This is a genomic window from Pseudomonas parafulva, assembly GCF_002021815.1.
Lineage (GTDB): Bacteria > Pseudomonadota > Gammaproteobacteria > Pseudomonadales > Pseudomonadaceae > Aquipseudomonas > Aquipseudomonas parafulva_B.
Map to the genome: position 1 here is coordinate 2,669,625 of NZ_CP019952.1, position 25,368 is coordinate 2,694,992.

28 protein-coding genes are annotated in these 25,368 nt (G+C 60.8%); 18 read left to right on the forward strand and 10 right to left on the reverse strand.

Going from position 1 to position 25,368, the window contains the following annotated elements; all coding sequences use genetic code 11:
* The first annotated feature begins 210 nt into the window (after nucleotides 1-210).
* From B2J77_RS11925 to B2J77_RS11935, 3 genes are all read left to right on the forward strand, one after another.
* The gene (locus B2J77_RS11925) at nucleotides 211-1,020 is read left to right on the forward strand and encodes an alpha/beta fold hydrolase (RefSeq protein ID WP_058637268.1); all 810 of its coding nucleotides are present in this window, start codon (nucleotides 211-213) and stop codon (nucleotides 1,018-1,020) included.
* Nucleotides 1,017-2,189: a PAS domain-containing sensor histidine kinase gene (locus tag B2J77_RS11930; RefSeq protein WP_058637269.1), complete on the forward strand. Its 1,173-nt coding sequence runs from the start codon at nucleotides 1,017-1,019 to the stop codon at nucleotides 2,187-2,189. The genes B2J77_RS11925 and B2J77_RS11930 overlap by 4 nt, the downstream gene beginning before the upstream one ends.
* 102 nt (nucleotides 2,190-2,291) lie before the next feature.
* A complete protein-coding gene (locus B2J77_RS11935; protein ID WP_058637270.1) occupies nucleotides 2,292-3,497 on the forward strand; it encodes a zinc-dependent alcohol dehydrogenase in 1,206 nt (401 codons plus the stop codon).
* Between the two features lie 54 nt (nucleotides 3,498-3,551).
* On the opposite strand, the gene B2J77_RS11940 is transcribed toward B2J77_RS11935, so the two are convergent.
* The 4 genes from B2J77_RS11940 to B2J77_RS11950 all read right to left on the reverse strand — a co-directional run bounded on the left by B2J77_RS11940 (nucleotide 3,552) and on the right by B2J77_RS11950 (nucleotide 6,735).
* A complete protein-coding gene (locus tag B2J77_RS11940; protein WP_078478729.1) occupies nucleotides 3,552-5,585 on the reverse strand; it encodes a hybrid sensor histidine kinase/response regulator in 2,034 nt (677 codons plus the stop codon).
* A 107-nt stretch (nucleotides 5,586-5,692) separates the two neighbouring features.
* On the reverse strand, nucleotides 5,693-6,217 hold the full coding sequence (locus B2J77_RS11945) for a hypothetical protein (RefSeq protein WP_023536033.1): 525 nt from the start codon (nucleotides 6,215-6,217) through the stop codon (nucleotides 5,693-5,695).
* Between the two features lie 110 nt (nucleotides 6,218-6,327).
* A complete protein-coding gene (locus B2J77_RS21520; RefSeq protein WP_167340246.1) occupies nucleotides 6,328-6,492 on the reverse strand; it encodes a hypothetical protein in 165 nt (54 codons plus the stop codon).
* A 9-nt stretch (nucleotides 6,493-6,501) separates the two neighbouring features.
* Nucleotides 6,502-6,735, reverse strand: a complete 234-nt coding sequence (locus B2J77_RS11950; protein ID WP_028687006.1) for a PLDc N-terminal domain-containing protein — start codon at nucleotides 6,733-6,735, stop codon at nucleotides 6,502-6,504.
* Between the two features lie 165 nt (nucleotides 6,736-6,900).
* Between B2J77_RS11950 and B2J77_RS11955 the strand changes: the two genes are divergently transcribed.
* Together B2J77_RS11955 and B2J77_RS11960 are read left to right on the forward strand one after the other, a co-directional pair.
* Complete coding sequence (locus B2J77_RS11955) at nucleotides 6,901-7,404, forward strand: CinA family protein (RefSeq protein WP_058637272.1); 504 nt, start codon at nucleotides 6,901-6,903, stop codon at nucleotides 7,402-7,404.
* A gap of 25 nt (nucleotides 7,405-7,429) precedes the next feature.
* A complete protein-coding gene (locus B2J77_RS11960) occupies nucleotides 7,430-7,921 on the forward strand; it encodes a hypothetical protein (RefSeq protein WP_058637273.1) in 492 nt (163 codons plus the stop codon).
* Nucleotides 7,922-7,990: 69 nt separating this feature from the next.
* Here B2J77_RS11960 and B2J77_RS11965 read toward each other — a convergent pair whose 3' ends face one another.
* Nucleotides 7,991-8,284 carry a DUF6555 family protein gene (locus B2J77_RS11965; protein WP_023535998.1) on the reverse strand — a complete coding sequence of 98 codons (294 nt, stop codon included), beginning with the start codon at nucleotides 8,282-8,284 and terminating at the stop codon, nucleotides 7,991-7,993.
* A 225-nt stretch (nucleotides 8,285-8,509) separates the two neighbouring features.
* On the opposite strand from B2J77_RS11965, the gene B2J77_RS11970 reads away from it, so the two are divergent.
* Both B2J77_RS11970 and B2J77_RS11975 read left to right on the forward strand, forming a co-directional pair.
* A complete protein-coding gene (locus B2J77_RS11970; RefSeq protein ID WP_078479432.1) occupies nucleotides 8,510-10,264 on the forward strand; it encodes a glycoside hydrolase family 15 protein in 1,755 nt (584 codons plus the stop codon).
* A gap of 100 nt (nucleotides 10,265-10,364) precedes the next feature.
* Complete coding sequence (locus B2J77_RS11975; protein WP_058637275.1) at nucleotides 10,365-10,835, forward strand: hemerythrin domain-containing protein; 471 nt, start codon at nucleotides 10,365-10,367, stop codon at nucleotides 10,833-10,835.
* Between the two features lie 39 nt (nucleotides 10,836-10,874).
* Here B2J77_RS11975 and B2J77_RS11980 read toward each other — a convergent pair whose 3' ends face one another.
* The gene (locus tag B2J77_RS11980) at nucleotides 10,875-11,984 is read right to left on the reverse strand and encodes a Gfo/Idh/MocA family protein (protein ID WP_058637276.1); all 1,110 of its coding nucleotides are present in this window, start codon (nucleotides 11,982-11,984) and stop codon (nucleotides 10,875-10,877) included.
* 186 nt (nucleotides 11,985-12,170) lie between these two features.
* Between B2J77_RS11980 and B2J77_RS11985 the strand changes: the two genes are divergently transcribed.
* Nucleotides 12,171-12,416 carry a hypothetical protein gene (locus B2J77_RS11985; RefSeq protein WP_058637277.1) on the forward strand — a complete coding sequence of 82 codons (246 nt, stop codon included), beginning with the start codon at nucleotides 12,171-12,173 and terminating at the stop codon, nucleotides 12,414-12,416.
* 213 nt (nucleotides 12,417-12,629) lie between these two features.
* Here the strand turns inward: B2J77_RS11985 and B2J77_RS11995 are convergent, their stop codons facing one another.
* Nucleotides 12,630-12,854, reverse strand: a complete 225-nt coding sequence (locus B2J77_RS11995; RefSeq protein WP_058637279.1) for a hypothetical protein — start codon at nucleotides 12,852-12,854, stop codon at nucleotides 12,630-12,632.
* A gap of 73 nt (nucleotides 12,855-12,927) precedes the next feature.
* Nucleotides 12,928-13,641, reverse strand: a complete 714-nt coding sequence (locus B2J77_RS12000) for a DUF72 domain-containing protein (protein WP_058637280.1) — start codon at nucleotides 13,639-13,641, stop codon at nucleotides 12,928-12,930.
* 129 nt (nucleotides 13,642-13,770) lie between these two features.
* Here B2J77_RS12000 and B2J77_RS21355 point away from each other — a divergent pair, with 129 nt between their 5' ends.
* The 3 genes from B2J77_RS21355 (at nucleotide 13,771) to B2J77_RS12010 (ending at nucleotide 15,718) form a co-directional block, all read left to right on the forward strand.
* Nucleotides 13,771-13,920, forward strand: a complete 150-nt coding sequence (locus B2J77_RS21355) for a hypothetical protein (RefSeq protein ID WP_153302510.1) — start codon at nucleotides 13,771-13,773, stop codon at nucleotides 13,918-13,920.
* 64 nt (nucleotides 13,921-13,984) lie between these two features.
* Nucleotides 13,985-14,368, forward strand: coding sequence for a low affinity iron permease family protein (locus B2J77_RS12005; RefSeq protein ID WP_058637281.1), 384 nt, complete (start codon nucleotides 13,985-13,987; stop codon nucleotides 14,366-14,368).
* A 225-nt stretch (nucleotides 14,369-14,593) separates the two neighbouring features.
* Complete coding sequence (locus B2J77_RS12010) at nucleotides 14,594-15,718, forward strand: mechanosensitive ion channel family protein (protein WP_058637282.1); 1,125 nt, start codon at nucleotides 14,594-14,596, stop codon at nucleotides 15,716-15,718.
* Between the two features lie 60 nt (nucleotides 15,719-15,778).
* Here B2J77_RS12010 and B2J77_RS12015 read toward each other — a convergent pair whose 3' ends face one another.
* Together B2J77_RS12015 and B2J77_RS12020 are read right to left on the reverse strand one after the other, a co-directional pair.
* A complete protein-coding gene (locus B2J77_RS12015) occupies nucleotides 15,779-16,657 on the reverse strand; it encodes a manganese catalase family protein (RefSeq protein ID WP_058637283.1) in 879 nt (292 codons plus the stop codon).
* 60 nt (nucleotides 16,658-16,717) lie between these two features.
* Nucleotides 16,718-16,873, reverse strand: coding sequence for a general stress protein (locus tag B2J77_RS12020; RefSeq protein ID WP_078478730.1), 156 nt, complete (start codon nucleotides 16,871-16,873; stop codon nucleotides 16,718-16,720).
* Nucleotides 16,874-17,171: 298 nt separating this feature from the next.
* Between B2J77_RS12020 and B2J77_RS12025 the strand changes: the two genes are divergently transcribed.
* From B2J77_RS12025 to B2J77_RS12055, 7 genes are all read left to right on the forward strand, one after another.
* Nucleotides 17,172-17,621 (forward strand): hypothetical protein, encoded by a 450-nt coding sequence (locus B2J77_RS12025; RefSeq protein WP_058637284.1) that lies wholly within the window; start codon nucleotides 17,172-17,174, stop codon nucleotides 17,619-17,621.
* Nucleotides 17,622-17,733: 112 nt separating this feature from the next.
* Nucleotides 17,734-19,212 carry an MFS transporter gene (locus B2J77_RS12030; RefSeq protein ID WP_078478731.1) on the forward strand — a complete coding sequence of 493 codons (1,479 nt, stop codon included), beginning with the start codon at nucleotides 17,734-17,736 and terminating at the stop codon, nucleotides 19,210-19,212.
* 84 nt (nucleotides 19,213-19,296) lie between these two features.
* Nucleotides 19,297-19,677 (forward strand): termination factor Rho, encoded by a 381-nt coding sequence (locus B2J77_RS12035; protein ID WP_078478732.1) that lies wholly within the window; start codon nucleotides 19,297-19,299, stop codon nucleotides 19,675-19,677.
* 107 nt (nucleotides 19,678-19,784) lie between these two features.
* On the forward strand, nucleotides 19,785-21,572 hold the full coding sequence (locus tag B2J77_RS12040) for a thiamine pyrophosphate-requiring protein (RefSeq protein WP_078478733.1): 1,788 nt from the start codon (nucleotides 19,785-19,787) through the stop codon (nucleotides 21,570-21,572).
* A gap of 97 nt (nucleotides 21,573-21,669) precedes the next feature.
* A complete protein-coding gene (locus B2J77_RS12045; RefSeq protein WP_058603931.1) occupies nucleotides 21,670-22,176 on the forward strand; it encodes a (2Fe-2S)-binding protein in 507 nt (168 codons plus the stop codon).
* A complete protein-coding gene (locus tag B2J77_RS12050; protein ID WP_058637288.1) occupies nucleotides 22,173-23,174 on the forward strand; it encodes an FAD binding domain-containing protein in 1,002 nt (333 codons plus the stop codon). Before B2J77_RS12045 ends, B2J77_RS12050 begins: the two co-directional genes overlap by 4 nt.
* Complete coding sequence (locus B2J77_RS12055; protein ID WP_058637289.1) at nucleotides 23,171-25,363, forward strand: xanthine dehydrogenase family protein molybdopterin-binding subunit; 2,193 nt, start codon at nucleotides 23,171-23,173, stop codon at nucleotides 25,361-25,363. The genes B2J77_RS12050 and B2J77_RS12055 overlap by 4 nt, the downstream gene beginning before the upstream one ends.
* The last annotated feature ends 5 nt before the right edge of the window (nucleotides 25,364-25,368 follow it).

Genomic DNA, 25,368 nt, shown 5'->3' on the forward strand with positions numbered 1-25,368 from the left:
GGCAATGGTGCAACTGGTCACTTCTTGACAACGCCAAGCGGCAAATTGCTCCGCCTACTTGGGCTCGTTACGAAACTATTATTCGCTAGCCAATGTCGACTCGTCATCTTGGGCCTACACTTGCTGTTAAGCGGTAGCGTCAACTGCCGACGATGGCCAAGCATGCCCTACCCACCCTGCCACGGATGCTGCACAGCCTCTTGGAAAGCCATGACCTTATCTAAGCGTAACAACGTGCGCATTGCGGGCGCAGGCCCTGTCACGTTGATCTTTTCCCACGGTTTTGGCTGCGATCAATCGATGTGGAAGTACCTTTTACCGCATTTTCAAGCGCGCTTTCGCACCGTGACCTACGATCTGGTCGGCGCCGGGCAGTCGGACCTGACTGCCTATGATCGCGTTCGCTATGACTCCCTGGCAGGTTATGCGACGGATCTGAACGAGATAGTCACCGAATATGGCCAAGGCACCGTGATTCTGGTCGGCCACTCGGTCAGCGCCATGATCGGCGCACTGGCGGACAGGCAGCAACCGGGTCGCATTGCGGCCCATGTGATGGTGGGTCCTTCCCCGTGCTATATCGACGATGGTGATTACATTGGCGGTTTCAAGCATCAGGATATCCACGAACTGCTTGAAACCCTGGACAGCAATTACCTGGGCTGGTCGAGCACCATGGCGCCGGTGATCATGGGGGCGCCCGGCCAGCCCATGCTGAGCGAGGAGCTGACCAACAGCTTCTGCCGCACCGATCCAGACATCGCGCGGCAGTTCGCGCGTGTCACGTTCCTGTCTGACAACCGGCTGGATGTGCAAGGTTTGCCCACACCTGTACTGATTCTCCAATCCATCGACGATCTTATCGCCCCGGTTTCCGTAGGCCAGTACCTCAATGCAGTGCTACCCAACAGCACGCTGTGCCTGATCGACAACATCGGCCACTGCCCGCACATGAGCGCCCCTACAGCCTGTTCCCAAGCCATGGATGCCTTCCTGCAACCCTGGGCACCGGGGCCATGACGGGGGCAGGCGAGACACCGCCTGTCGACGTGTTGTTCGAAGGGGCACCCTGCGGTCTGGTAGTCACCACTGAGACCGGAATGATCGTGAAGGTCAACCAGACCTTCTGCAAATGGTTGGGCTACGCGCCCGAGGACCTGGCGCAGTGCAGGTTTCAGGAGCTGTTGACCATGGGCGGACGCATCTTCCATCAGACCCATTGGGCGCCACTGATGAGAATGCAGGGTTCGGTGGCCGAGGTGAAGCTCGAGGTCCGGCACCGCGCCGGTCACGTCATCACCATGTTACTCAATGGCGTGCGCCGTCAATATGCCCACGGCGTGTTCCACGAACTGGCGTTGTTCGGCACCATCGAGCGTGATCGCTACGAGCGTGAATTACTTACCGCCCGGCGCCGAGCCGAGCAATTGCTGGCGCAGACTACTGAGGCCGAAGCTGCATTGCAGCAGGCCAAGGCTGAACTGGCCGACGCCTACCAGAGCGCCCAACGACGTGCAGCTTTTGCCGAGCAGATGGTCGCCATCGCCAGCCATGACCTGAAAAACCCGCTAACTGCGATCAAGATGGCTACGCAGTTGCTCGAACGCGGCGAGCACAGGGACAAGGAAAGACGCCTGCTGGGCAGTATCAGCCATTCCTCGGAACGCGCCAGGCGCATGATCGCTGACCTGCTCGACTTTGCCTCGGTCAGAATTGGCCAAGGCATTACCATCCGCCGCCAACCGATAGACCTGTGTTCAACGGTCGATCAGAGCGTAAACGAATTGAGAGTCGCCTTCGCCCAGGCGCGCATTCGTCACCTTTGCAAAGGCAAAGGGCAACTTGCACTGGACCCGGATCGCGTGCAGCAGATGATTGGCAATCTGGTGGCCAACAGCGTGGCCTATGGTGACCTCGCTCACCCCGTCACCATCACCACTGACCTTCATGAACATGGCGCCGTCGTCAGCGTGCACAACCATGGCCCTTGCATCCCCGACACCTTGCTTACGTCCCTGTTTGCGCCGATGACCCGGGGCACGGACCGTGCCGACGCGGTGCGCTCTGTCGGGTTGGGGTTGTTTATCGTCAGCGAAATAACGCTGGCCCATGGTGGCGATATCAGCGTCGCTACGGATGCAGCGCTCGGTACCACCTTCACGATACGCCTGCCGTTACTGGCAGCCTGAACAAGGACGCTCCGGCATACACCGGTCAAGCTTTCGACCTGAACTTTTGCTTACCTTGTGGTTTCACCTGCATAGCACAACCGCCTTCGCAGGAGTTGAACCATGAGAGCATTGACGTACCACGGTGCACAGGATGTAAGGGTCGACACGGTTCCGGACCCCATCCTGCAAGAGGCTGACGACATCATTCTGAGAGTCACGGCTACCGCTATCTGCGGGTCTGACCTGCACCTGTATCACGGCAAGATCCCACAAACCGAACACGGCGACATTTTTGGCCACGAGTTCATGGGGGTCGTCGAGGACGTCGGCCGCGCGGTGACCAATGTGCAAGTTGGCGACCGCGTGGTGATTCCGTTCGTGATCGCCTGTGGCGGCTGCTTCTTCTGCCAGCACGACTTGTTTGCCGCCTGCGAGACGACCAATACCGGCCGCGGCGCCATCATCAACAAGAAAGTCATTCCACCCGGTGCAGCGTTGTTCGGCTACAGCCATTTGTATGGTGGCATCCCGGGTGGCCAGGCGGACTATGTACGGGTACCCAAGGCCAATGTAGGCCCCTTCAAGGTGCCGACCTCGCTGTCCGACGACAAGGTGCTGTTCTTGTCGGATATTCTGCCCACCGCCTGGCAGGCGGTGACCAACGCGCAAGTGGGCCAGGGCTCGACGGTAGCCATCTACGGTGCGGGCCCCGTGGGCCTGTTGAGTGCGGCCTGCGCCCGCATGCTGGGCGCTCAAAAAATTTTCCTGGTCGATGACAACGACTACCGCCTGACGTTTGCCCGTGACGCCTATGGGGTAGTGCCAATCAATTTCGAGCAGGACGATGACCCTGCCGACAGCATCATTCGGCTGACCCCAGGCATGCGCGGCGTTGATGCCGTCATTGATGCAGTGGGCTTCGAGGCCAAGGGCAGCACCACCGAAACCGTCATGACAGCCCTCAAGATCGAAGGCAGCAGTGGCAAGGCGTTGCGTCAATGCATTGCTGCCGTGCGGCGCGGCGGCGTGGTCAGCGTCCCTGGTGTGTATGCCGGGTTCATTCATGGTTTTCTCTTCGGCGACGCATTCGACAAGGGCCTGACCTTCAAGATGGGCCAGACCCATGTGCAGAAGTTCTTGCCAGAACTGCTCGAGCACATCGAGGCCGGTCGGCTGCAACCTGAATTGATCGTGACGCATCGGTTGGCGCTCGAGGAAGCGGCGATGGGCTACAAGATGTTCGATCAGAAAAAGGATGATTGCCGCAAGGTGATTCTGGTTCCCGGTGCGGCAGCGGGTACATTGGCGCCTGAAGTAGCGATCTAAGCGGCACCGAGCCTTGTCAGGGCCTGGCCCACTGCCAGTGGGCCAGGCCAGACCTCAAGGGTGCATCAGGGTGATCAGGGCCTTGACCAGCGTCTGTTGATCGAATGGCTTGCTCAGCACCATGCCGCCGTGGGCAGGCCAGCTCTGCTGCCCAGGCGCGGGCGGTGCGTATCCCGTGATAAACAACACCGGTAGCCGCGGCCGTGTTCCCCTGGCAACGTCCACCATCTTCCTGCCGTCCAGCCCGCCAGGCAGCCCGACATCGGTGATCAACAGATCGATTCGAGTGTCCGAGCGCAGCAATTGCAAGCCCGCTAGGCTGTCGGCTGCTTCGATGACGACATAGCCCATACCACTGAGCGTTTCACTGACATACAGGCGCACCGACGCTTCATCGTCCACCACCAATACCGTTTCACCCGGCCGCGCCTGGTGACTCACTATGGGGGTAACGCTGTCGCTGACCACTCGGGCAGGCCCACCGTGACTTGGTAATTGCACAAACACCCGAGTTCCTTGCCCTGGTGCCGAATCGATATGCACATGCCCGCCGGTCTGGCGGGCGAAACCGTACACCATCGAGAGGCCCAAGCCCGTCCCTGCACCCAGTGGCTTGGTGGTGAAGAATGGCTCGAACGCCCTGGAGAGGGTCGCGGCGTCCATACCAATACCCTCATCCGTGACGCATATGCTCAGGTAATCGCCCGAAGCAATCTCCGGGTCCGCATCACCGTCGATGCGTTGGTCTGCGGTCTGAATGCAAATCCGGCCATTCCCGTCCATGGCATCGCGCGCATTGATGCAAAGGTTCAGCAATGCGTTCTCAAGCTGTGCTGGATCGACCAGACAAGTGTGCAATGAAGCGGACAACTGAACCTCAAGCTTCACGCAGGGGCCTACCGTGCGGCGCACGAGCTCAGCCATGCCATCGATCAGCGCATGCACATCGGTCTGCACAGGCACCAGGGTTTGGCGCCTGGCGAACGCCAGAAGTCGATGGGTCAGCGCGGCGGCCTTGCGTGTAGCACCGTAAGCCACGGTCATGTAGCGTTCCACGTCCTCAAGACGGCCCTGGGCCAGGCGAGACCTGATCAGGTCCAGACTGCCGGAAATGCCCGCCAACAAATTGTTGAAGTCATGGGCAATGCCCCCAGTCAGTTGCCCGACGGCTTCCATTTTCTGGGCCTGATGCAAAGCCGCTTCGGCCTCCTCTCGCTCGGCTACTGCCTGGGCAATACGCGCCTCGAGCGTTCGGTTGAGCTCGAGGAGTTGCTCCTCTACCTGCCGGCGGGCGGTGACGTCGATGGAAGATCCAACCAGGCCGATCACCTCCCCCTCGTCGCTGAGCAGGGGCGCCTTGACCGATAGCCAATACGTGGCCGAGCCGTCTGGCATGTCCACCCGCTCTTCGACCTGGACGGCCGTCCCGCCGGCCATCACACGCTGATCGGTTTCCATCACCTGCCTGGCCTGATCCTTATCCTCAAGGAACTCAAGGTCGGTCTTGCCCAGGTAGAACTCCGGCGGCTTGCCGATCAGCTGCGTGGCGCCATGGTTGGCCACCAGCATGCGCCCGTTCAGGTCCTTGGCATAAACCACGCCGGGGACCGCGGCAGTGAAGGTACGCAGCAACGCGGACATACGGTCGCGTTCGGCCTGGGCCTTGCGACGCGACTCGATGTTCATCAGCACGCCCGGAAAGCGCACCGCAACGCCCTGCTCGTCGAGTTCGACCCGACCGTTGGCTTCAACCCAGCGATAGCAGCCATCGTCCTGGCGGACCCGGTATTCACACCTAAACGGGCCGCCCAGGGCCATGGCCGCCTGGATGGCTTGCGCGACGCGTTCACGGTCATCGGGATAGATGGAGGCAAATGCTTCCGCCAGAGGCATCCCCGTCAGGCATCTGGCCAGCGGCAAGCCAAACGAATGCGAGAATCGCTCATCGGCCGTCACCCTGTCATTGGGTATATCCCACACCCATGCGCCGATGATCGCACCCGCATCCAGCGCAAGCTGCAACCGCTCTGCGGTTAGCGCGGCATCATCCTGGCCACTGGCAGCGACACCAGCGGTACGTTGATTCATCGATCGACCTCGAACTTCCTGAAAACAAGCATCGGCTACAGGCACGCTATTAAGCGCAAAAGACGCCTATTCTGAGCCTCACGCACAAGAGTTGGAAGGTCTGGTTTTCACGCCAGTTGAATAAATATGGCGTATGACCCGAGCAATACCCAGCATACGAGGAAAATCCAGGGTGTACGCAGCGAGAACAGCAAAGACTTGCGATGGCCGGCCTGGGAAGTCTCGGTTTCGCTAAATAATGGCGATTCGTCGTAAGCCAGCCCCATCATGGGTTCGCTTCGCAGCAGATGACTTTGCTTGAGTTGCCAATGCTCGATGATCTTGTAGGCAGCGTGAATACCTGGCCAGGCGTTCAGTGAACTGAGTACACCAAGCAGCGCCAAAAAGGGCGGCACCACCAGCGTGAACATTTCGCCCCAGCTCTGATTGGTATTGCCCATGGCTGAGGCATACGCAATGACTAAAAAGGACTGGGCGGCCAGGTAAGCATCCGTACGGTTAGCAAGGATACTCGTCTCGTACTGGATTTCCTGTCGGTAGAAGTCCAACCGCTCCTTGGGCGAGCCGAACATGCGAGCATTATGCTCCTGGATTTCGTGCTCTGGGGTGGCTGGGGTGATAATACGTGGCACAGTACGGCTCCTAGAAACTATCCATGGCCAGGGTGAGTGCCCATGCACGGGTCAACAGCATTGGCTGCCGTAGACATCGCGCGATGTAGCAAAGCTGGCTGAACATTGGTTTACGGCTTGTGCGCAGGCACGTCCCTTGCGGTCTTCTGCGCCGTAGTGTCCTGCTCGGTGCCCGTAGACCCGTCTGGGCGCTGAGCGTCGTTGTCTCGCTCTTTTTCGCCCGTGGTGCGCGCTTGCTCCACGCGCTTGGCGTCCTGCTCATTCGATGTGCTCATGAAGACACCTCAGCCTTTGCTATGTTCAGGGGAAGAGGGTCCAGTACCGCGTTTGATGCCACGCGGTCCCCAGATACCCCAGATCGCCAGACCCGCCACAGGCAGAGCCAGGAGCAACAGGGCCCAGGCCGCCTTTGTGGCATCGGTCTTGTCGCTACGAAACACACTGACGATGGCCCACAGGTCCACTAGTAGGATCAGGACCGCCACGGCGATCCAGAAGTACGTCACAGGCTCGTTCATAACCGCTCTCCCTTTTGACCGGTTTCTCAACCTTCTTTAAAAAGGAAGCCTGGAAGTCCCGCTAAGTTCAGCTCGATTGCTGCACGATGGACGGGCGGACGCACTTGCAGTGAACCAACAGCGTAGCGCTCGCGTCCACTGCAAAATGCTGCGCGAGTTACAGGTATGGCCATCGACGCGATTGAGTCCGTCTTCGAGTACTTGAAAAAACATGACCTAGTTTTGACCACTGCCGAATCCTGCACCGCAGGCGCCATGGTAGCGGCCCTGGCCGCCCTGCCAGGCACCGCCGAGGTGCTTGAAAGCGGCTATGTCGTTTACTCCCCCACTGCCAAACAGCGCTTGCTGGGCGTTAGCCCCGTGACCATCGAGCGTTATGGCCTGACCAGCGAAGCGGTTGCATGGGAAATGGCATTAGGCGCATTGAAAGACAGCGACGCGACCGTCGCCATTGCCACCACAGGGGTCGCAGGGCCTGCCGCGCAAGGCAAAACTCCGCCCGGTACGCTGTGTTTTGCCTGGGCGTTCTCCGGAGAGCCGCTTGCCGTTTTCACCGCCACCCAACGCTTTTTTGGCGAGCGTGACGAGGTGATGCGCCAGGGGGCGGCCTATGGACTGTCGCAACTGGCGCATTATCACCAACGTTGGCTACGCGGCGAACGGGCCTGATCACACCTTGATGAACGAGTACCCGATGACTTCCAAGCATTACCCAGCACCCGAAGGCGCCTTTGCCCATCACCGCTTTGGGCGCGCCGGACGCTTCAAATGGCTTGCACTTTTACTACCACTGGGCTTGGCGATCGCCATAGTGCCTGCCAGCCCTTGGTTGATCGATGCCAGGGCGACCAGTGCTGATGGCAAGGTACAGGTGCACTACAAGCGACTAGGTCGCAGCGCAAGCCCTGTCGAGCTATCGATCAGCGTGAAGGGAACGCCGAGCAAGCCGGTTTGGGTACAACTCGGCGGGAGCATGCTTCAGGAAGCCAGCATCGAAACCGTGCAACCTCAACCGCTGCGCACTCAAACCCAAGGGAAGGCGATGCTCATTGAAGTGGCGACCGACGAAGCAGGAATGGCCACCGTTCACCTGACCGTGCGCAACGACGCACCTGGCCAGGTTACAGGCCACGTGAGAGCCGGCGCCAACAGCGCCGTGCGACTGTCGACATTCTTGTACCCGTAGCCCTGTACGGTTCGGTACAGACGCTTGGACACGCCGGGGCATATGCCACCGGCGTGCAGCTGGTCGAATTCAGGACTTGTCAGTGGCAACCGCAAATTTCTTCATGTCCACCGGGGGCGCGACGAACTCCGGACCTTTGCCCGAGACTCGCCACCGCACGTTGGTCAACCCATAGCGCTCGGCCATGGGACGGCTGACTTTTTTGATCTTGTGCTGACCGAACCTCGGAATGATACCGACACCTGCATCGCAGCTAGCCCAGTGCCAGGCCTCGGCGTTGTCCATACGTTCCAGTCGAATGATGAAAGTCCTGAATTCTCCGTGTAGCTCGTACTCGATCACATACAGTTGTTGTCCAGCCATTGGACTCTCCTCCATCAAACTCAGCCTAATGGAGCCAAAGGCGTAACAAAAGATTCCATTTATTTTGACTTAGTGGTCTTCGTCTAGCTGCTGTGCAATGGGTGACGAACTGTTGTCGCTTCGCTTCAGTCATATCAGTACCAATGGTGCAGGAGCTGCAATGTGGAAGACGTATCTGAAAGCCCGCGGCAATGTGCCGAGCCCCAGCGGGACGCCGGTGGATGGCTGGTGCTGGAGCAGTATGCAGCCCTTGGCGATGGGCGATCGGTAGCGCTGGTAGGCCTGGACGGCTCCATCGACTGGTGGTGCGTGCCGCACATGGATTCGCCCCCTCTGTTCGATCGACTGCTCTCGCCCAGGACCGGCGGTTTCTTCGCCATCACCCCGACCCAGCCCTATCAGGCAAAGCGTCGCTATCGCCCCGGCAGCAACGTGGTGGAGACCGAGTACATCACTGCAACCGGCCGGGCGCGGTTGACCGAATCGCTGAACAGTGGGCCTGCCGGGCGCCTACCTTGGGCGGAACTGGCCCGTCGTATCGAGGGCATCGAAGGGTCGATCGCATTCGAAATCGCCATCGATTTCGGCACCCAGGCCGACACGGTGAGCCCGTACCTGATGCCCAACGACAATGGCTGCGTTTTTCACGCGGGCCATATTCTCGGGATGTTCCTGCATGACCAACAGCTCAGCGTGCGGCGCAAGGACGATATGGGCGTGCGCGCCACGCTCGACACCTCGCCCGGGCAACGTACTGTAGTGGCCTTGATCGCGGGACACGACGAGCCCTTGGTGGTGCCGCCACTCAGCTTGATCGATGACCGAATCGACGGCTCTGATCGCGAATGGCGGCAGTGGTCGCAAAGCCTCATCTATGAAGGTCCCTACCAGTCAGTGGTGGTACGCAACGCGCTGGCGCTCAAGCTGCTGCTGTCATCGCCCAGCGGTTCGATCATGGCGGCTGCCACCACCTCCCTGCCAGAGCGCATCGGCGGCACCAAGAACTATGACTACCGCTTCGCATGGGTGCGCGATGCCGGGTATACCATCGAAGCCTTCCTCGGCATTGGCGCTCAGCCTGAAGCCAAGGCGGCATTTACCTGGTTGCTGCGCAGGCTGGCCGAGCATGGCGCGCAGGTCTTCTACACCCTGGACGGGGCCATGGGCGAATGCACACGCGCCATCGACCTGCCGGGCTACAAGCAATCGCCGCCCGTAGTGGGTAACGATGCCCGCGACCAGTTACAGCACGGCGTATTCGGCGACATATTCGAAACTGCCCGTTGCTTCATCGACACCGGCAACATTCTGGACGGCAGCAGTGCGATGCTGCTGTCACGCCTGGCAGATCAATGCGCCGACCAGTGGCGCCAGCCGGATGCCGGTATCTGGGAGCTGCCAGAAACGCGGCACTACACCTTGTCGAAGATCAGCTGCTGGCAGGCCCTGAGCCGGGCCATCGAACTGGCCGACGGCGGGCATCTGCCCACTACCTGCCGGCAGCGCTGGGCGCGCGAGCGTGACCGTGTTTTCGAGTGGATCGAAACCCACTGCTGGCATGAGGCCCGCCAGGCGTATGTGTTCTACCCAGGCAGCGACCGGCTGGACGCAGGCATCGCCCTGGCGGTGCGCTTCGGCTATCCGGCGCCCGAGCGGCTGCAGAGCACCCTGGACGCTGTGCAGCACAGCCTATCGGCCGGACCTTTCCACTATCGCTACAGCGGTGCGGTCGAGGAAGAAGGCTGCTTCCTGGCGTGCACGTTCTGGCTGGTGGAAGCCTGGGTGCTGCTCGGTCAGCACCAACGGGCGCAGCACGCCTATGAAGCTGCCCTGCAAGGCCTCGATCATGGCGCAGGTATCTATTCGGAGATGGTCGACCCTGACACTGCAGAGTACCTGGGCAACCTGCCGCAGGGCCTCACGCACCTGGCGGCGCTACGCGCAGCGTTGGCACTGGGTGGTCGCGCACCGTGTCGATGAGGGGACACGCCAGGCACGTCATCTTCACTGCGGAACTGATGGCCTGGCGCTTGACTCAACCCATGGCAACCGTGACTACAACAACCTGCAGAGGTGATCCATGAACGCCATCGAATTGCTGACCCAGGACCATCAGTTGGTCAAGAAACTGCTTGAAGAGTTGTCTTCGACAACAGAGCGCGCAGTGAAAAAGCGTGCCGACCTGCTGGAACGCATCAAGCAGGAAGTCACTATTCATACCGCTCTGGAAGAGGAAATCCTTTATCCAGCCATCAAAGAAGCTGGTGGGAAGGAAGAAGAAAAGATGTACTACGAGGCTAAGGAAGAGCACCGTACCGTCGATTCACTGGTGCTGCCAGACCTTGAAGGCACAGACACCGGCACGGTTGAGTTCGCAGGGCGGGTCAAGGTGATGAAAGAGTTGTTGGAGCACCACATCGAGGAAGAAGAAAGCGAGCTGTTCCCCACGGCACGCAAGCTGCTGGGTAAGCAGCAACTCGAGGAAATGGGCCAGGCGATGATGGCGCAGAAGAAATTGCTCAAAAGCAAGTCGGAACAGCGCGCCGCGTAATTAAGCCTGCGCGCCCTCAAGGGGCGCGCAGCTCGCCCGTTATTCTGCCGGCGACTCGGCATCAACCATCGGCGGTACCGGGGCCAGGGCAAAAGCCCTGCGCTGCTCGGATCGACGCGCGAACGGCCGAGCGGGCAGTGGTTCGAGTCGTTGCGGTGTACCGGCTTCAAGCGCTCGCTTGATTGCCTCGACTACCCGTACATCACGCCAGCCCTCTTCCCCATCGGGTTCGGGCGCGACGTTATTGAGGATGCAATCGGAGAAATAGGCCGTTTCCCCAGCAAATTGGTCCACCACAGGGTTGACGTGCACACGCGTCTCGCCATCGATGGTGGCCCTGTAGCTGATCGCAACCCCTTCCCCATAACCGAAGCACGGCGAAGCCTCGATCTCGCCCTTGGTGCCCAATAGCTGGAACCGCTCGGTAGACGGCAAGGTATAGCTGACGGTGAACTGCGCCAGCCGCTCGTCTTCGAAGCGCAGGCTCACGGTGACCGTATCCCAGGTATCCATGGTGCTGCCAGGCGATCGAACACCCATGGCCGAGACTTCGATGGGTTCGGCGTTGAACAACTGGCGCACCATGTTCAGGGGATAGGGGCCCATGTCCGGTACCGGCCCGGCCTCGAAACCATTCTGGGCACGGTGGTTATTAGGTTTGACACGCTGCGTGAAGATGGATGTGAACAACCTGGGATCACCGAAATCGCCCTTATGCACGCGCTCGATCATGTCCAGCGTGCCCGGCTCGCAGTGCAGGCGGTAGGCAACCATCAGCTTGGCACCCGTGCGTTTCGAAACCTCGATCATAGCTTTGCAATCGGCTTCGCTGATGCCCATGGGTTTTTCGAGCAACACATGGATACCGGCTTCGAGGGCCGGCACTACGAACTCACGGTGACGGAAATTGGGCGTTGCAATGTACAGTGCGTCCACCTCCCGCGCAGCGAGCATCTGAGCATACTGGTCGTAATGGTAGGTGCGCAGGGCATAACGCTCGCCCAACTGCCGAGCTTTTTCCTCATCTCCGGTGACCAGGACGGTAATTTCCGAGTTGTCGGTTTGCCCGATACCGGGCATGAACGCACCCTGGGAAATCGAACCGCCGGCCACTACACCATAACGGACCTTGCGTGCTGTGCTGGGCATGACACCCCTCCTCTAGAACATGATTCAAAGCAATACCTCTGAAGTGGGCAAGCCGAGGCCGGGTGAGGTTCAAAAAAACGTTGGCGTACGCGCTTTCATCGCAAGGCGTGTCTGGGAAAGAGGATCGATCTGAACCCGGCTTCGACTGGCCGGTCCCACGAACAAACCAGGACCGAGGACCGTTCGATGGAGGCTTGGATCGATTGGCTGGAATGGCCGGCCATGGTGTTGACGGTAGTGGCAGCATGGTGCATAGGCTCGCAGCGACCCGCCCGGCGCAAGGTCGGCTTCTGCTGCTTCATTGCAAGCAACCTGTTATGGGCAGCCTGGGGTTGGCAAGCCGAGGCTTGGGCGCTGATCATTCTGCAGTTCACGCTGTGCGTCATGAATCTGCGGGGATGGAAGAAGAATACGATGATGGAGCCGGGTTGACGTGGGGCTGCTCAGGGTCTGCTCAAGGCAACGCATTGCCAAGGGTGAGCGGTCTTGCCAGAGCGCCAGACCTGCCCCGAGAACTCAAGATGCGAAGCTGCAATATCAGGGCGGCGCTCAAATCTTGGGGCCGCTTTGCGGCCCATCGCAGCAACAAGTCGCTGGCTTGAATTTCAGGAAAGCACAGCGCATGCAGCAAAACGACCCCATCGCTTAACGATTCAAGCGCTTCTCCACGTTTTCAGTCTGCTGCTCGATCGCCCGGGTCTGCTCCTCCAGCTCCTTGATAGAAGTCGGGGTGATAGCCTTGTCGATGGCCTCGGTGGCCGGATCAGGGCGTTCCAACACAGGATCAGGTGACTGCTCGCCTTTTTGCGCTTCCTCTGAAGAAATCGGACGCGGAACTTTGTCGCCGGTGTGGGTGTGAGTGTCTTTCATGAGCATCTCCTACGTGAACAGGGTGTCTTTATGAGCAGAGCGCAACGCTGGGGAAAAGTTTGATCCGCTTCGCTCAGCCCAGGTAACTGCGAACCGACAACCCATCGCCGACAGCGGTGCCACTGGCCGTGTTGTCAAAGATGCACCAAGTGATCGCCCCTTGGGCATGGGCGCGTTTCAATTGGACGGCAAGTTGCCGTAGGCATTGATCGGTATAAGCGCTCCGATACACCACCGGTACGCCGTGCAGCCGCCAATACGCTATGCCTGACCAGCCAGAGGGCTGGCCGTCTAGCTCGAATCTGGAGGGGCTTGCCCCCACCTGCCCTACCTGAAGGTCGATCAGCAGCGGTTGGGCTGAACGCCATGTCTCATGCCGAGGTTCGACGACTACTGGCTTGTCGAACCTGCACCGCAGTGCTTCGAAAAAGCGCCTGACGACAGCCTCGTCAAACCCTAGCGACGGTGGTAACTGGACGAGCAAGCAGCCCAGCTTCTCCCCCAACTCCCCGCATTGGGCCAGAAAGCTGTCCAGCGCCGTCTCACACCCTTGCAGACGCATTTCATGGGTGATCGCCTTGGGCACCTTGACCGAGAAGCGAAAGTCCTCAGGCGTCGATGCGGCCCAGCGCGCATAGGTCTGCGGGCGATGGGGCCGGTAGAACGAACTGTTGATTTCCACAGCACTCAGGCGCGCGGCGTAGCGCTCCAGATGGCCGCCTGCTTCGGGAAAAGCCGGAGCATGCTCCTTGGGCAGGCTCCAGCCTGCACAGCCTAGGTAGATCATCTCAGTAGCCCCTTGACCTCACTCGATGGTGGAGTCGCTTGAGTGTTCAGGCGTTCCACTTGGCAGATTCGATGGAACACCCGGCGACGGGCTGGGCACTAACGCAGCACATCCCAAGAGGAATCCACCATGACTGCCCCCACTCAACCAGACCCCTATGTGGACAACGTACCGCACAATCCGGGCGATCCCATTGAAGCACCTGAGCAGGAACCCACCGAACCGGCTCCCGAATGGCCGGAAGGCCAGGTACCACCCGAAGAGCAATCTGACGGCTGACCCTTACACACTTGGCGGCGCACATTGCGTCACCTGAAACGCTGCAATCACCAGGAGGGATCCGATGAAGTTCGCGCAGTTCTGTCAGTGGCTATCCAACCAGGCCGGCCGCCCCAGCACGTTCTTGATGGCCATCGTGCTCATCATCATGTGGGCGGTTTCCGGCCCATGGTTCCACTACAACGATACCTGGCAACTGATCATCAACACCTCGACCACTATCATCACCTTCCTGATGGTGTTTCTGATCCAGAACACCCAGAACCGAGACAACGACATCATTCACGTCAAGCTCGACGAGCTGATCCGCGCCACTCAATCGGCGCAACGTTCGGTGCTGGACCTGGAGGCCATGGACAGCAAGGCCCTGCGCGAGCTGCGCAAGGAATACCGTGCACTGGCCGCACGTACCGGCACACCGCTTGAAGACGACGCGCCGCAGCCATGATGTGCCGCATCAGCGCATCGCTGGACCGGGCCCCACTTGTTGTCCACCGTGGACCAATCAATGGCCTACACGCGCACGGGCCCCTACCCGACCCGCACAGTTCATCTTTGACCGACGCGCACGGATCTGATCGACGTGCACGGATCATCTGATAACCATTCGCAGGGCAATTGTTTTGCTCGACGCCTGACACCTCGAAACCTTTGCTAGAGGAGGCAAGCCTTCATGAGCGATCGCATCATCACACTGTTCACCGATACCACGTTCTTCGGTATCTCCATTCTCAACCTGTTACTCGCAGTCACTGTGGCCGTAATGACGTTCCTGGTCGCCAGGGCAGCCATCAGTTTCGTACAGCGGCGCGTCAAGCACTGGTCCTCGCATTCCGGGGCCTTGAGCCATGTGGTGGAGAAGGTCCTGTCAGGCACCAGTAACTCCCTGCTGTTTCTGGCTTCGCTGCTGGTGGGGTTGAGCATGCTCGACCTGCCGGAGCGTTGGTTGAGCCGGGTTGGCAGCCTCTGGTTCGTCGTCGCAGCGCTGCAGATCGGCCTGTGGGCCAACCGTGCCATCGGCCTGGGCCTGGATCGCTACTTCACCCGTCACAACCCGGACGGTTCCCAGCAGAGCAGTGCCCTGGCCACGTTGTCGGCCTGGGGTGCGCGGGTGCTGTTGTGGTCGATCGTGCTACTGGCCATGCTGTCGAACCTGGGCGTGAACATCACCGCCTTCGTCGCCAGCTTGGGTGTGGGCGGTATTGCGGTCGCTCTGGCTGTGCAGAACATTCTGGGTGACCTGTTCGCATCGCTGTCCATCGCCGTGGACAAACCGTTCGAGGTAGGTGACTTCATCGTCATTGGCCCCCTGGCCGGCACCGTCGAGCATGTTGGCCTGAAAACCACGCGCATCCGCAGCCTGGGCGGTGAGCAGATCGTCATGGCCAATGCCAGCATGATCAGCAGCACCATCCAGAACTACAAGCGCCTGCAAGAACGTCGCATCGTGTTCGAATTTGGTCTGTCCTACGATACGCCTACCGAGGCGGTGAAGAAGGCGCCCGGGATCGTCGAGGAAGCGATCAAGGCTCAAGCTCAAGCACGCTTCGACCGAGCGCACTTGCGTGGCTTCGGCAAGGAGGCGCTGGAGTTCGAATGCGTCTACATCGTGCAGGACCCAGGCTACAACCTGTACATGGACATCCAGCAGGCCATCAACTTCAAACTGCTTGAGCGGTTCTCGAAAATCGGCGCCAAGTTCGCCGTACCGGTGCGGGCCATCAAGGTCACGGCGTTGCCGCAGGAGGCGAACGTGCATGCGCAAGGGCGAGACAACATGGGTATGCGGGGGGCGTGAACGCGTGACATGTAACGCTTGAACGTAGCAGCGGACCCGACGGTCCGCTGCCCTGCCGGTTCATATAGGCTCATCACCATTGACCTTGCCCAATTCGGCACCGGTCATTGGCTGCAGGTCGGGATTGGACTGGGTTCTCAGCTTCATGGCCTCCACTGCGTCTGCACTGGCCCCATCGAGCTCCACCGACGCCATACCATTACCGCCATCGACGGCCGGTTGCGGCTGATCCACGTAGACCCAATCCTGGCCTTCGTTCCATGAGCCGCGCACCTCCCCGCCGTGGGACATGTTGAAGTAGGTGCGGTTGAACTCGGGATCACCCGGCATTTTGCCCTGCGGGAAGTTAGGTTGGATGGAATGCAGCGCTTTCTCGAAAGACATCTGATGGGCAATTTCTCGGCTCATCAGAAAACAGAGCGCATCCTTGATGCCGGGGTCATCGGTCACGTTGATCAGACGCTCATACACGATCTTGGCGCGGGCCTCGGCGGCAATGTTCGAGCGCAGATCTGCCGTCGGCTCTCCAATGGTGTCGATGTAGGCAGCGGTCCAGGGAATGCCACCAGAGTTCACCAGCGCAGCGCCACCCCCATACAAAAGGCTGGTGACATGCGAGTCGTTACCCGCGCCGGTGAGTGATCGATACAGTTCACCCTCGGCTTCCACCCCTTCGGCCAGACGGCCTTTGGCACCTTTGTTGAGCATCACCACGATCGATCCGATGATCTCAAGGTGGCTGAGTTCTTCGGTGGCGATATCGAACAACATGTCCTTGCGCCCTGGGTCATCCTCGGTCACGGCCTGGGTGAAATAGCGCATCGCGGCGGCAAGCTCACCCTGAGGCCCGCCAAACTGTTCGAGCAACAGGTTCGCAAGGCCAGGGTTGGGCTGGGAGACACGGACGGTGTACTGCAGACGTTTGTTGTGCATGAACATCGGTAAATCCTCACCATCGTGCCGGGGCAGCGGTCACTGCCTCGGCCGGTTCAACGTTGATCAACGATTCTCATCGCTCGAGCGGCCACCGCCGTGGCTGTTCTTGCCGTCTTCGCGGCCCGCCTCGGCGGCTTTCTGCGGATCATTAGCGAAGTTGCCTGGGTTGGTATTAGAGCTGCCGTCTTGGTTTGCATGCTTGTTGTCATTGCTAGCCATGACGTTCACCTCTTATGTGTTCACACAGGTTGGTCTGTGTTCATGGGTGACCCGCAGCAAACGGCGGCTGGTCAAAGCAATTCACTCCAGCCTGACGAATTGCGCGAAGTACTGTTGGTCGAGCGTTTGGGACCCTTGAGCTTGTCGCAATGTTGAGGTGCACTCAGGACGAAGGCGGACAAATGACTGTCGTGCCAGTAGTTACGGGCTCAGCTAAGCCCGTTCGTCGATTACCGGGCACGGCCGGCAGTCCAACCTGACGAACACTACGAGGACACCTCATAAAAGGAGCTTCATCATGACAATGCTAAAACCTTCCTCCCTGCTGCTTGCGCTCTGCCTGGGCGCATCTGCGCCGGTGGTCATGGCAGCAACCAACATGAATGATCAACACACCCCCAGCATGCAATCGGGCGATCACGGCACCATGAATGGCAACAGCGGCGCCACCGGTTCTGGCACCCCGGGCGATGGCATGGGCACCGGAAGCGGCACCGGCAGCAACGGCACCGACGCCACGGGGGGCGATGGCACTGCTCCCGGCTCGGGTACCGGTACCGGTAATGGGGCGAACACGGGCGCCGGCGGCACCGGGAGCGGCTCGGGCATGGGCGGCACCGGGAGTGGCGACATGGGCGGTAGAGGCGACATGGGCGGCAGCGGCGGTACCGGCATGGGCAGCGGGACCGGGAGCGGCGGCTCAGGTAGCGGTGCCGGCGGCGCAGGCGGCTCGGGTGGTGGCAGCTGATCATCCGGTGCATGTGACTCGCGCTATGGCTAACCAAGCCTGACACGTGGAATACAAGGGCTGCTGTGCAGCCCTTCCTTCAAACGACAGCTACAACAGACTTGAGGCTGACGTGGCGACTGAATCCAGACACCACACACACGCCAGTAGTCACGACCAGCGCTTCTACGACACGGATATCCCCGCCCGCCTCGATCGACTGCCATGGACACGATTTCACACGTTGCTGGTGGTAGCGCTTGGCATCACCTGGCTACTGGACGGTCTGGAAGTCACCCTTGCCGGGTCGTTGGCCGGCGCCTTGAAGGACAGCCCTGCCCTGGCCATGAGCAACCGCGATGTCGGCCTGGCTGGTGCCATCTATATCGCCGGGGCAGTGCTCGGCGCGCTCTTTTTCGGCTGGCTGACCGACCGCCTGGGTCGGCGCAAGCTGTTTTTCATCACCCTGGCGCTCTACATCGGCGCCACCGCTGCCACGGCATTTTCCTGGAACCTGTGGAGCTTCATGGTCTTTCGCTTTCTCACAGGCGCGGGCATCGGTGGGGAATATACCGCTATCAACTCAACCATCCAGGAGTTCACTCCAGCGCGCTACCGTGGCTGGGTCGACCTGACCATCAACGGTACGTTCTGGCTAGGCGCTGCGCTGGGTGCAGTGGGTGCCATCGTGCTGCTGAACCCTTCGATGGCGCACGGTGATCTTGGATGGCGCCTATGCTTTGGCATTGGCGCTGCGTTGGGCCTGCTGATCATGCTCATGCGGCTGTGGGTGCCGGAAAGCCCGCGCTGGCTGATGATCCACAATCAACCCGAGGCGGCTGAACGCATTGTGGCCGACATCGAGCGCAGGTGCCGCGATCAAGGCTTGGCACTGCCTGCACTTGACAGCCCGCCCCTGCAATTGCGAGCCAGGCACCACACGCCTTCGGCCGAGGTATTTCACAGCCTGTTCGTCGTCCACAGGCGCCGGGCCATGGTAGGCCTGACGCTGCTCACGGCGCAGGCCTTTTTTTACAACGCCATCTTCTTCACCTACGCCCTGGTGCTGACCGACTTCTACGATGTGCCCTCCTCCAGCGTTGGCTGGTATGTCCTGCCGTTCGCGCTCGGCAACTTCTGTGGCCCCTTGTTGCTCGGGCGGCTGTTCGATGTGTTAGGGCGGCGCATCATGATCAGCACCACCTATGCCCTGTCAGGCGTATTGCTGACCCTGAGCGGCTATCTGTTCGAACAGGGGATGATCAATGCCGTCGAGCAAACGATCGCGTGGATGGTCATCTTCTTCTTTGCCTCGGCCGCGGCCAGCTCTGCTTACCTCACGGTGGCAGAAACCTTCCCGCTGGAGATCCGTGCCCTGGCCATTGCCGTGTTCTATGCATTCGGCACGGGGCTGGGTGGCATGGTGGGGCCGACGTTGTTCGGTGCCTTGATCGAATCGGGCGAGCGTACCCAAGTCTGGTATGGGTACCTGCTCGGCGCTGCGCTCATGCTGGCAGCGGCAGTCGTCCAGGCCGTTTACGGGGTAGCCGCAGAGCGCCGATCGCTGGAGCACGTCGCCCGCCCCCTCTCTCAGATGGAATCCGCCGATTAAAGGGCCTGCCGTCCGTCCGCCCATCGGCACTCGAGCGTGTGCTGGCCTTCAACCCTAATACCCATCCAATGAGGAGCGACCACCATGGCACGCGGCGACAAGGACAAGTACACCCAAGAGCAAAAGCGCAAAGCCGAGCACATCGAGCAAAGCTATGAGGACAAGGGTTTGCCCAAGGACAAGGCCGAGGCGCGGGCCTGGGCCACGGTGAACAAGCAATCCGGCGGGGGCGACAAGAAAGGTGGCTCCGGTAGCAAGACGAGCAGCACCGACAAGAAAACTGCACGCAGCGACTCTGCCAAGCGAGCCGCCAAGTCCCGCGAGGGACACCCGCGCAACAGCTCAGCCTCGCTGGAATCCCAGACCAAGGAGAGCCTGCTCAAGGAGGCGCGCAACAAGGACATCAAGGGCCGCTCGACCATGACCAAGGCCGAGTTGATCGAAGCGCTGCGCAAGCACGGTTGATCTGCAAGGGCTATTTATCCCGGTCAGCTGAACCGCTTCAAGTCCGTTGAAACTTTAGTCTTCCCTGCCAAGTCCAGAACTTATCCGAGACGCGGCAGGAGAAGACGATGAGCGGCACTGTAGGCGATTTTCTGGTCGAACGGCTGTACCAATGGGGCGTACGCCGCATCTTTGGTTATCCAGGCGACGGAATCAACGGTGTGTTCGGCGCCCTGAACCGCGCGGGCGGCAAGATCCAATTCATCCAGGCCCGGCACGAAGAGATGGCCGCCTTCATGGCCAGTGCCCACGCCAAGTTCACCGGCGAGTTGGGCGTGTGCATCGCCACGTCCGGGCCGGGTGCCTCGCACCTGCTCACCGGCCTGTACGACGCGCGCATGGACCATCAGCCGGTCCTAGCCATCGTGGGCCAGCAAGCGCGTGCCGCCTTGGGCGGTCATTATCAGCAGGAGCTGGACTTGGTCTCGATGTTCAAGGACGTCGCCGGTGCGTTTGTGCAGCAGGCATCCACGCCGCAACAGGTACGTCATCTGGTGGACCGCGCCGTACGCACAGCCGTTGGAGAGCGACGCGTGACGGCCGTGATCCTGCCCAACGACCTGCAGGACCTGCCCTACGAAGACCCGCCCCGTGCCCATGGCACCGTGCATTCGGGCGTTGGTTACAGCAAACCTAAGGTAGTCCCCTTCGATGCCGACTTGCAGCGCGCGGCCGATGTGCTCAACGCAGGGCGCAAGGTCGCCATCCTGGTCGGGGCCGGCGCGCTGGGGGCCAGCAAAGAGGTAGCCGCCGTGGCAGATCAACTGGGTGCCGGCGTTGCCAAGGCCCTGCTTGGCAAAGGCGTTCTGCCCGATGAACTGCCGTGGGTAACGGGCGCCATCGGCCTGCTGGGGACCGAGCCGAGTTATAAACTGATGGCCGAATGCGACACGTTGCTGATGATTGGTTCTGGCTTCCCGTATTCCGAATTTCTGCCCAAGGAAGGTCAGGCGCGCGGCGTTCAAATCGACCTGCAGCCAGACATGCTCAGCCTGCGCTATCCCATGGAGGTGAACCTGGTCGGTGACGCCGCGCAGACGTTGCAGGCATTACTTCCATTGCTGCACACGCGTCCAGACCACAGCTGGCGCAAGAAAATCGAGAAATGGCGCGCAAGCTGGGACAAGACATTGAGCAAACGTGCGCTGGTCAAGGCCGACCCGATCAACCCGCAGCGAGTGGTGCACGAGCTATCCCCGCGCCTGCCAGATCTGGCGATCATATCCAGTGATTCGGGTTCGTGTGCCAACTGGTACGCCCGCGACCTGATGATCCGTGAGGGGATGCAGTGCTCCTTGTCGGGCGGCCTGGCCTGCATGGGCGCGGCCGTACCTTACGCCATTGCTGCCAAGTTCGCCCACCCGACCCGGCCAGTGATCGCCCTGGTGGGCGACGGCGCCATGCAGATGAACAACCTCGCCGAACTGATCACCGTGGCCAAATACTGGCAGCAGTGGGAAAGCCCCACGTGGATCTGCGCGGTGTTCAACAACGAAGACCTCAATCAGGTGACCTGGGAGCAGCGCGTGATGGAGGGCGATCCGAAGTTCGAAGCCTCTCAATCGATACCCGACGTGCCTTATCACTTGTTCGCCATCTCGATTGGTCTTGAGGGCGTCTACGTCGAGCGCGAGGAAGATGTCGCCCCCGCCTGGGAGCGCGCACTGGCAGCTGATCGCCCGGTGCTGATCGAGTTCAAGACTGACCCCAACGTAGCGCCACTGCCGCCGCACCTGAAACTCGAGCAGGCCAGGAAGTTCGCAACCACCTTGCTCAAGGGTGACCCGGATGAGGCCGGCGTGATCGTGCAGACCGCCAAGCAGGTGCTTAGCGCGGTACTGCCTGCCAAGAAATGACAAGGGCCTGGCGCTTGGGATGAACGTTCCGGGCGCTTGACCAGTCGCACTCCATAGACACAGCCCACTGTGCGCAATCGAACCGTGAGGACCTACCATGACTGCACTCCCTGAACAGGGCACTGCACAGCAGACCCTGAACTTCACCCTCAATGGCCAACCCCAGGCCCTGACGGTACAACCCTGGACCACCCTGCTCGACTTGCTGCGTGAGCAGCTGGACCTGGTGGGCACCAAGAAAGGTTGCGACCATGGCCAATGCGGGGCCTGTACCGTGCTGCGCGATGGCCGCCGGGTGAACGCTTGCCTGACCCTGGCGGTGATGTGCGAAGGTGCCGACCTCGTCACCATCGAAGGCTTGGCCGAGGGTGACCAACTGCACCCCATGCAGCAGGCATTCATCAGCCAGGATGCCTTCCAGTGCGGTTACTGCACACCTGGCCAGATCTGCTCGGCCGTGGGCCTGGCCAATGAAGGACACGCCCATACCCGTGCCGACATCCGCGAGCAGATGAGCGGCAACCTGTGCCGCTGCGGCGCCTACAGCAACATCGTAGCCGCCGTCGAGCAGGCCCTGCCGCTGATCAAGAGGGCGCGCACATGACCCCTTTCAGCTACCACAAGCCGGCCTCGGTGGAAGAGGCGCTGCGCCTGACCGATGGGTCCTCGCGCTTCATTGCAGGCGGGACCAACCTGGTCGACTTGATGAAGGAAAATGTCGAGCGGCCCGAGCGACTGATTGACATCACAGGGCTGGAACTCAACCGCATCGAACCCAGCGACGCGGGCGGTGTGGTGATCGGCGCATTGGTCAGCAACGCGGACCTGGCGTGGGACCCGCTCATCCGCCAGCGCTACCCATTGCTGTCGCAAGCGATCCTGGCCGGTGCATCGCCGCAGCTGCGCAACATGGCAAGCACCGGCGGCAACCTGTTGCAACGTACGCGCTGCTACTACTTCTACGACACCGGTACGCCTTGCAACAAACGTGAACCCGGCAGCGGTTGCCCAGCACGCAGCGGCTTGAATCGCATTCATGCGATTCTCGGCGCCAGCGAGGCGTGCGTGGCGACTCATCCTTCGGACATGTGCGTGGCACTGGCTGCCCTGAAGGCCGTGGTGCATGTGCAAGGGCCTGCCGACAAACGCCAGATTCCGTTCGCCGATTTCCATCGTCTGCCCGGCGATACGCCGCAGCATGACAACCACTTGGCGCCTGATGAACTGATTACCGCCATCGAGCTGCCCGACCAAGGCTTTGCCGAACATTTCCGCTATGTGAAGGTGCGTGATCGAGCCTCCTACGCCTTCGCGCTGGTCTCGGTTGCCGCTGCCCTGCGCATCGAAAACGGGTTAATTCAAGAGGCCCGCATCGCCCTGGGTGGCGTGGCCCACAAGCCATGGCGCAACGAAGCTGTGGAAGCCACGCTGCACGGCCAGGCGCCCAGCACCGAGCTGTTCACCCAAGCGGCCACTGCCCTGCTGCAAGGGGCACAGCCCCTGAGCCAGAACGGCTTCAAGGTGCAGCTGGCTCAACAAGCCATCATTCGGGCATTGAACGAGGCCGCCGCCGGCGGCAGCCTCGAGGGGGACGCACAATGAGCAAAGTAGTAGGAACCCCAGCGGACCGCGTCGACGGCGCGGCCAAGGTCACTGGGCAGGCGCGCTATGCCGCCGATTACCCGGAAGAAGGCCTGCTGCACGGCAGCGTCGTTTCCAGCACCATCGCCCGTGGCCGGGTGGTCAAGGTCAACAGCGAGAAAGCGCTGCAGGTACCAGGCGTGGTGGCGGTGCTGGACCACATCAACCGTCCGCGTATTTCCAGCTACGACGATGACTACAGCGACGATGATGCAGCCGAGGGCTCGCCCTTCAGACCGTTGTTCAACGACCGCGTGTTCTACAGCGGCCAGCCCGTTGCACTGGTCGTAGCACAGACGCTGGAAATCGCCCGTCATGCAGGTTCGCTGGTCGAGATCCACTACAGCCAGGAAAGCCATGAGTCCGACCTTGAGAAGGTGCTGGGTCAAGCGCACGATGCGCCGGCTGAAACGCCTGAGCCCCGTGGAGATTTCCCAGGCCAGTACGCCAGTGCCCCTACCCGCGTGGACGCTACCTACTGGACGGCCAACGAGCACCACAACCCGATGGAGCCCCATGCCTCCACCGTGTGCTACCAACTCGACGGTAGCCTGGTCATTCATGACAAAACCCAGGGCACGCAGAATTGCCAGGAATACGTGCACAACGTCTTTGGCCTGCCCAAGGAAAAATTGCGCGTCAAGGCAGCCTTCGTCGGCGGTGCCTTCGGTTCGGGCCTGCGTCCACAGTATCAGCTGCCTCTGGCGGTCATGGCTGCCCTGCACCTGATGCGCTCGGTTCGCGTGACCTTGACCCGCCAGCAGATGTTTACCTTTGGCTACCGACCACGCACACAGCAGCGCCTGCGCCTGGCGGCCGATGCACAAGGCCGCCTGTCTGCCATTGGTCACGACGCCATTGGCCAGACGTCACGTTTTGAAGATTTTGCCGAACACGTCGTCGAGTGGAGCGGCATGCTGTACCAGTGCGACAACGTTGCGTTGAGTTACCGCCTTGCGCCATTGGACGTCTACACCCCGTTGGACATGCGCGCGCCGGGTGCAGGTTCAGGCGTGCTGGCGCTGGAGTGCGCCATGGACGAGTTGGCCTGCGCAGCCGGGCTGGACCCGGTCGAGTTACGGCGACGCAACTTTGCCAGCCACAACGGCAACGAGGGCAAACCTTACTCGAGCAAAGAACTGCTGGCCTGTTACGCGCAAGGGGCCGAGCGTTTCGGTTGGCACAAGCGTCAGGCTACGCCCGGCTCGATGCGTGACGGTAACCAGCGCATAGGCTGGGGCATGGCCGGTGGTGTATGGGAAGCCATGCAAATGCAAGCCAGCGCCAAGGCGCGCCTGGGCTGCGACGGGCACCTGACCGTCAGCAGTGCCACCACCGACATTGGCACTGGCACCTATACCGTCATGACGCAGATCGCTGCCGACGCCGCGGGCCTCGACATGGCCGATGTGACGTTCCTGCTGGGCGATTCCTCCTTGCCCAAGGCGCCTTTGCAAGGCGGGTCATTCACCGTGTCTTCCGTCGGCTCTGCCGTACGCAAAGCTTGCCTGGAGCTGCGCAAGCAGGTTGTCGAGCAGGCCAGGCAACAGCTCCCGAGCCTGGCCAGCCTGGACGATTCCGCGTTCGTGATTGCAGGTGGCCAGGTGAGCGCCGGTGAGCATTGCTTCGCCCTTGCCGACCTGCTGCCCAGTGCCCAGCAAGCCTGCTTCGAGGTGCAGGTCGAGGCAGGCCCTGACGACAAGCGCAAGCCCTACTCCACCGCCACCCATTCGGCGGTGTTCGTCGAGGTATCGGTGGACGAAGACCTGGGCACCGTACGCGTCAACCGCGTAGTCAGTGCGGTGGCGGCAGGCAGGGTCGTCAACCCCAAGACAGCGCGCAGCCAGATTCTGGGGGGCGTGGTGTGGGGCATCGGCATGGCACTACACGAAGAAACCCAGACCGACCATGCACTGGGCCGCATCCTCAACCACAATCTGGCCGAGTACCACATACCGGTGAACGCCGACATTGGCGATATCGAGGTGATCTTCGTCGAAGAGCATGATGATGTCGTCAACGAACTGGGTTCCAAAGGGGTAGGCGAGATTGGCGTGGTGGGGGTAGCCGCGGCCGTGGCCAATGCCATTTACCATGCCACGGGCAAGCGGGTACGCGAGTTCCCGATCACCTTGGACAAACTGCTGTAAACGGG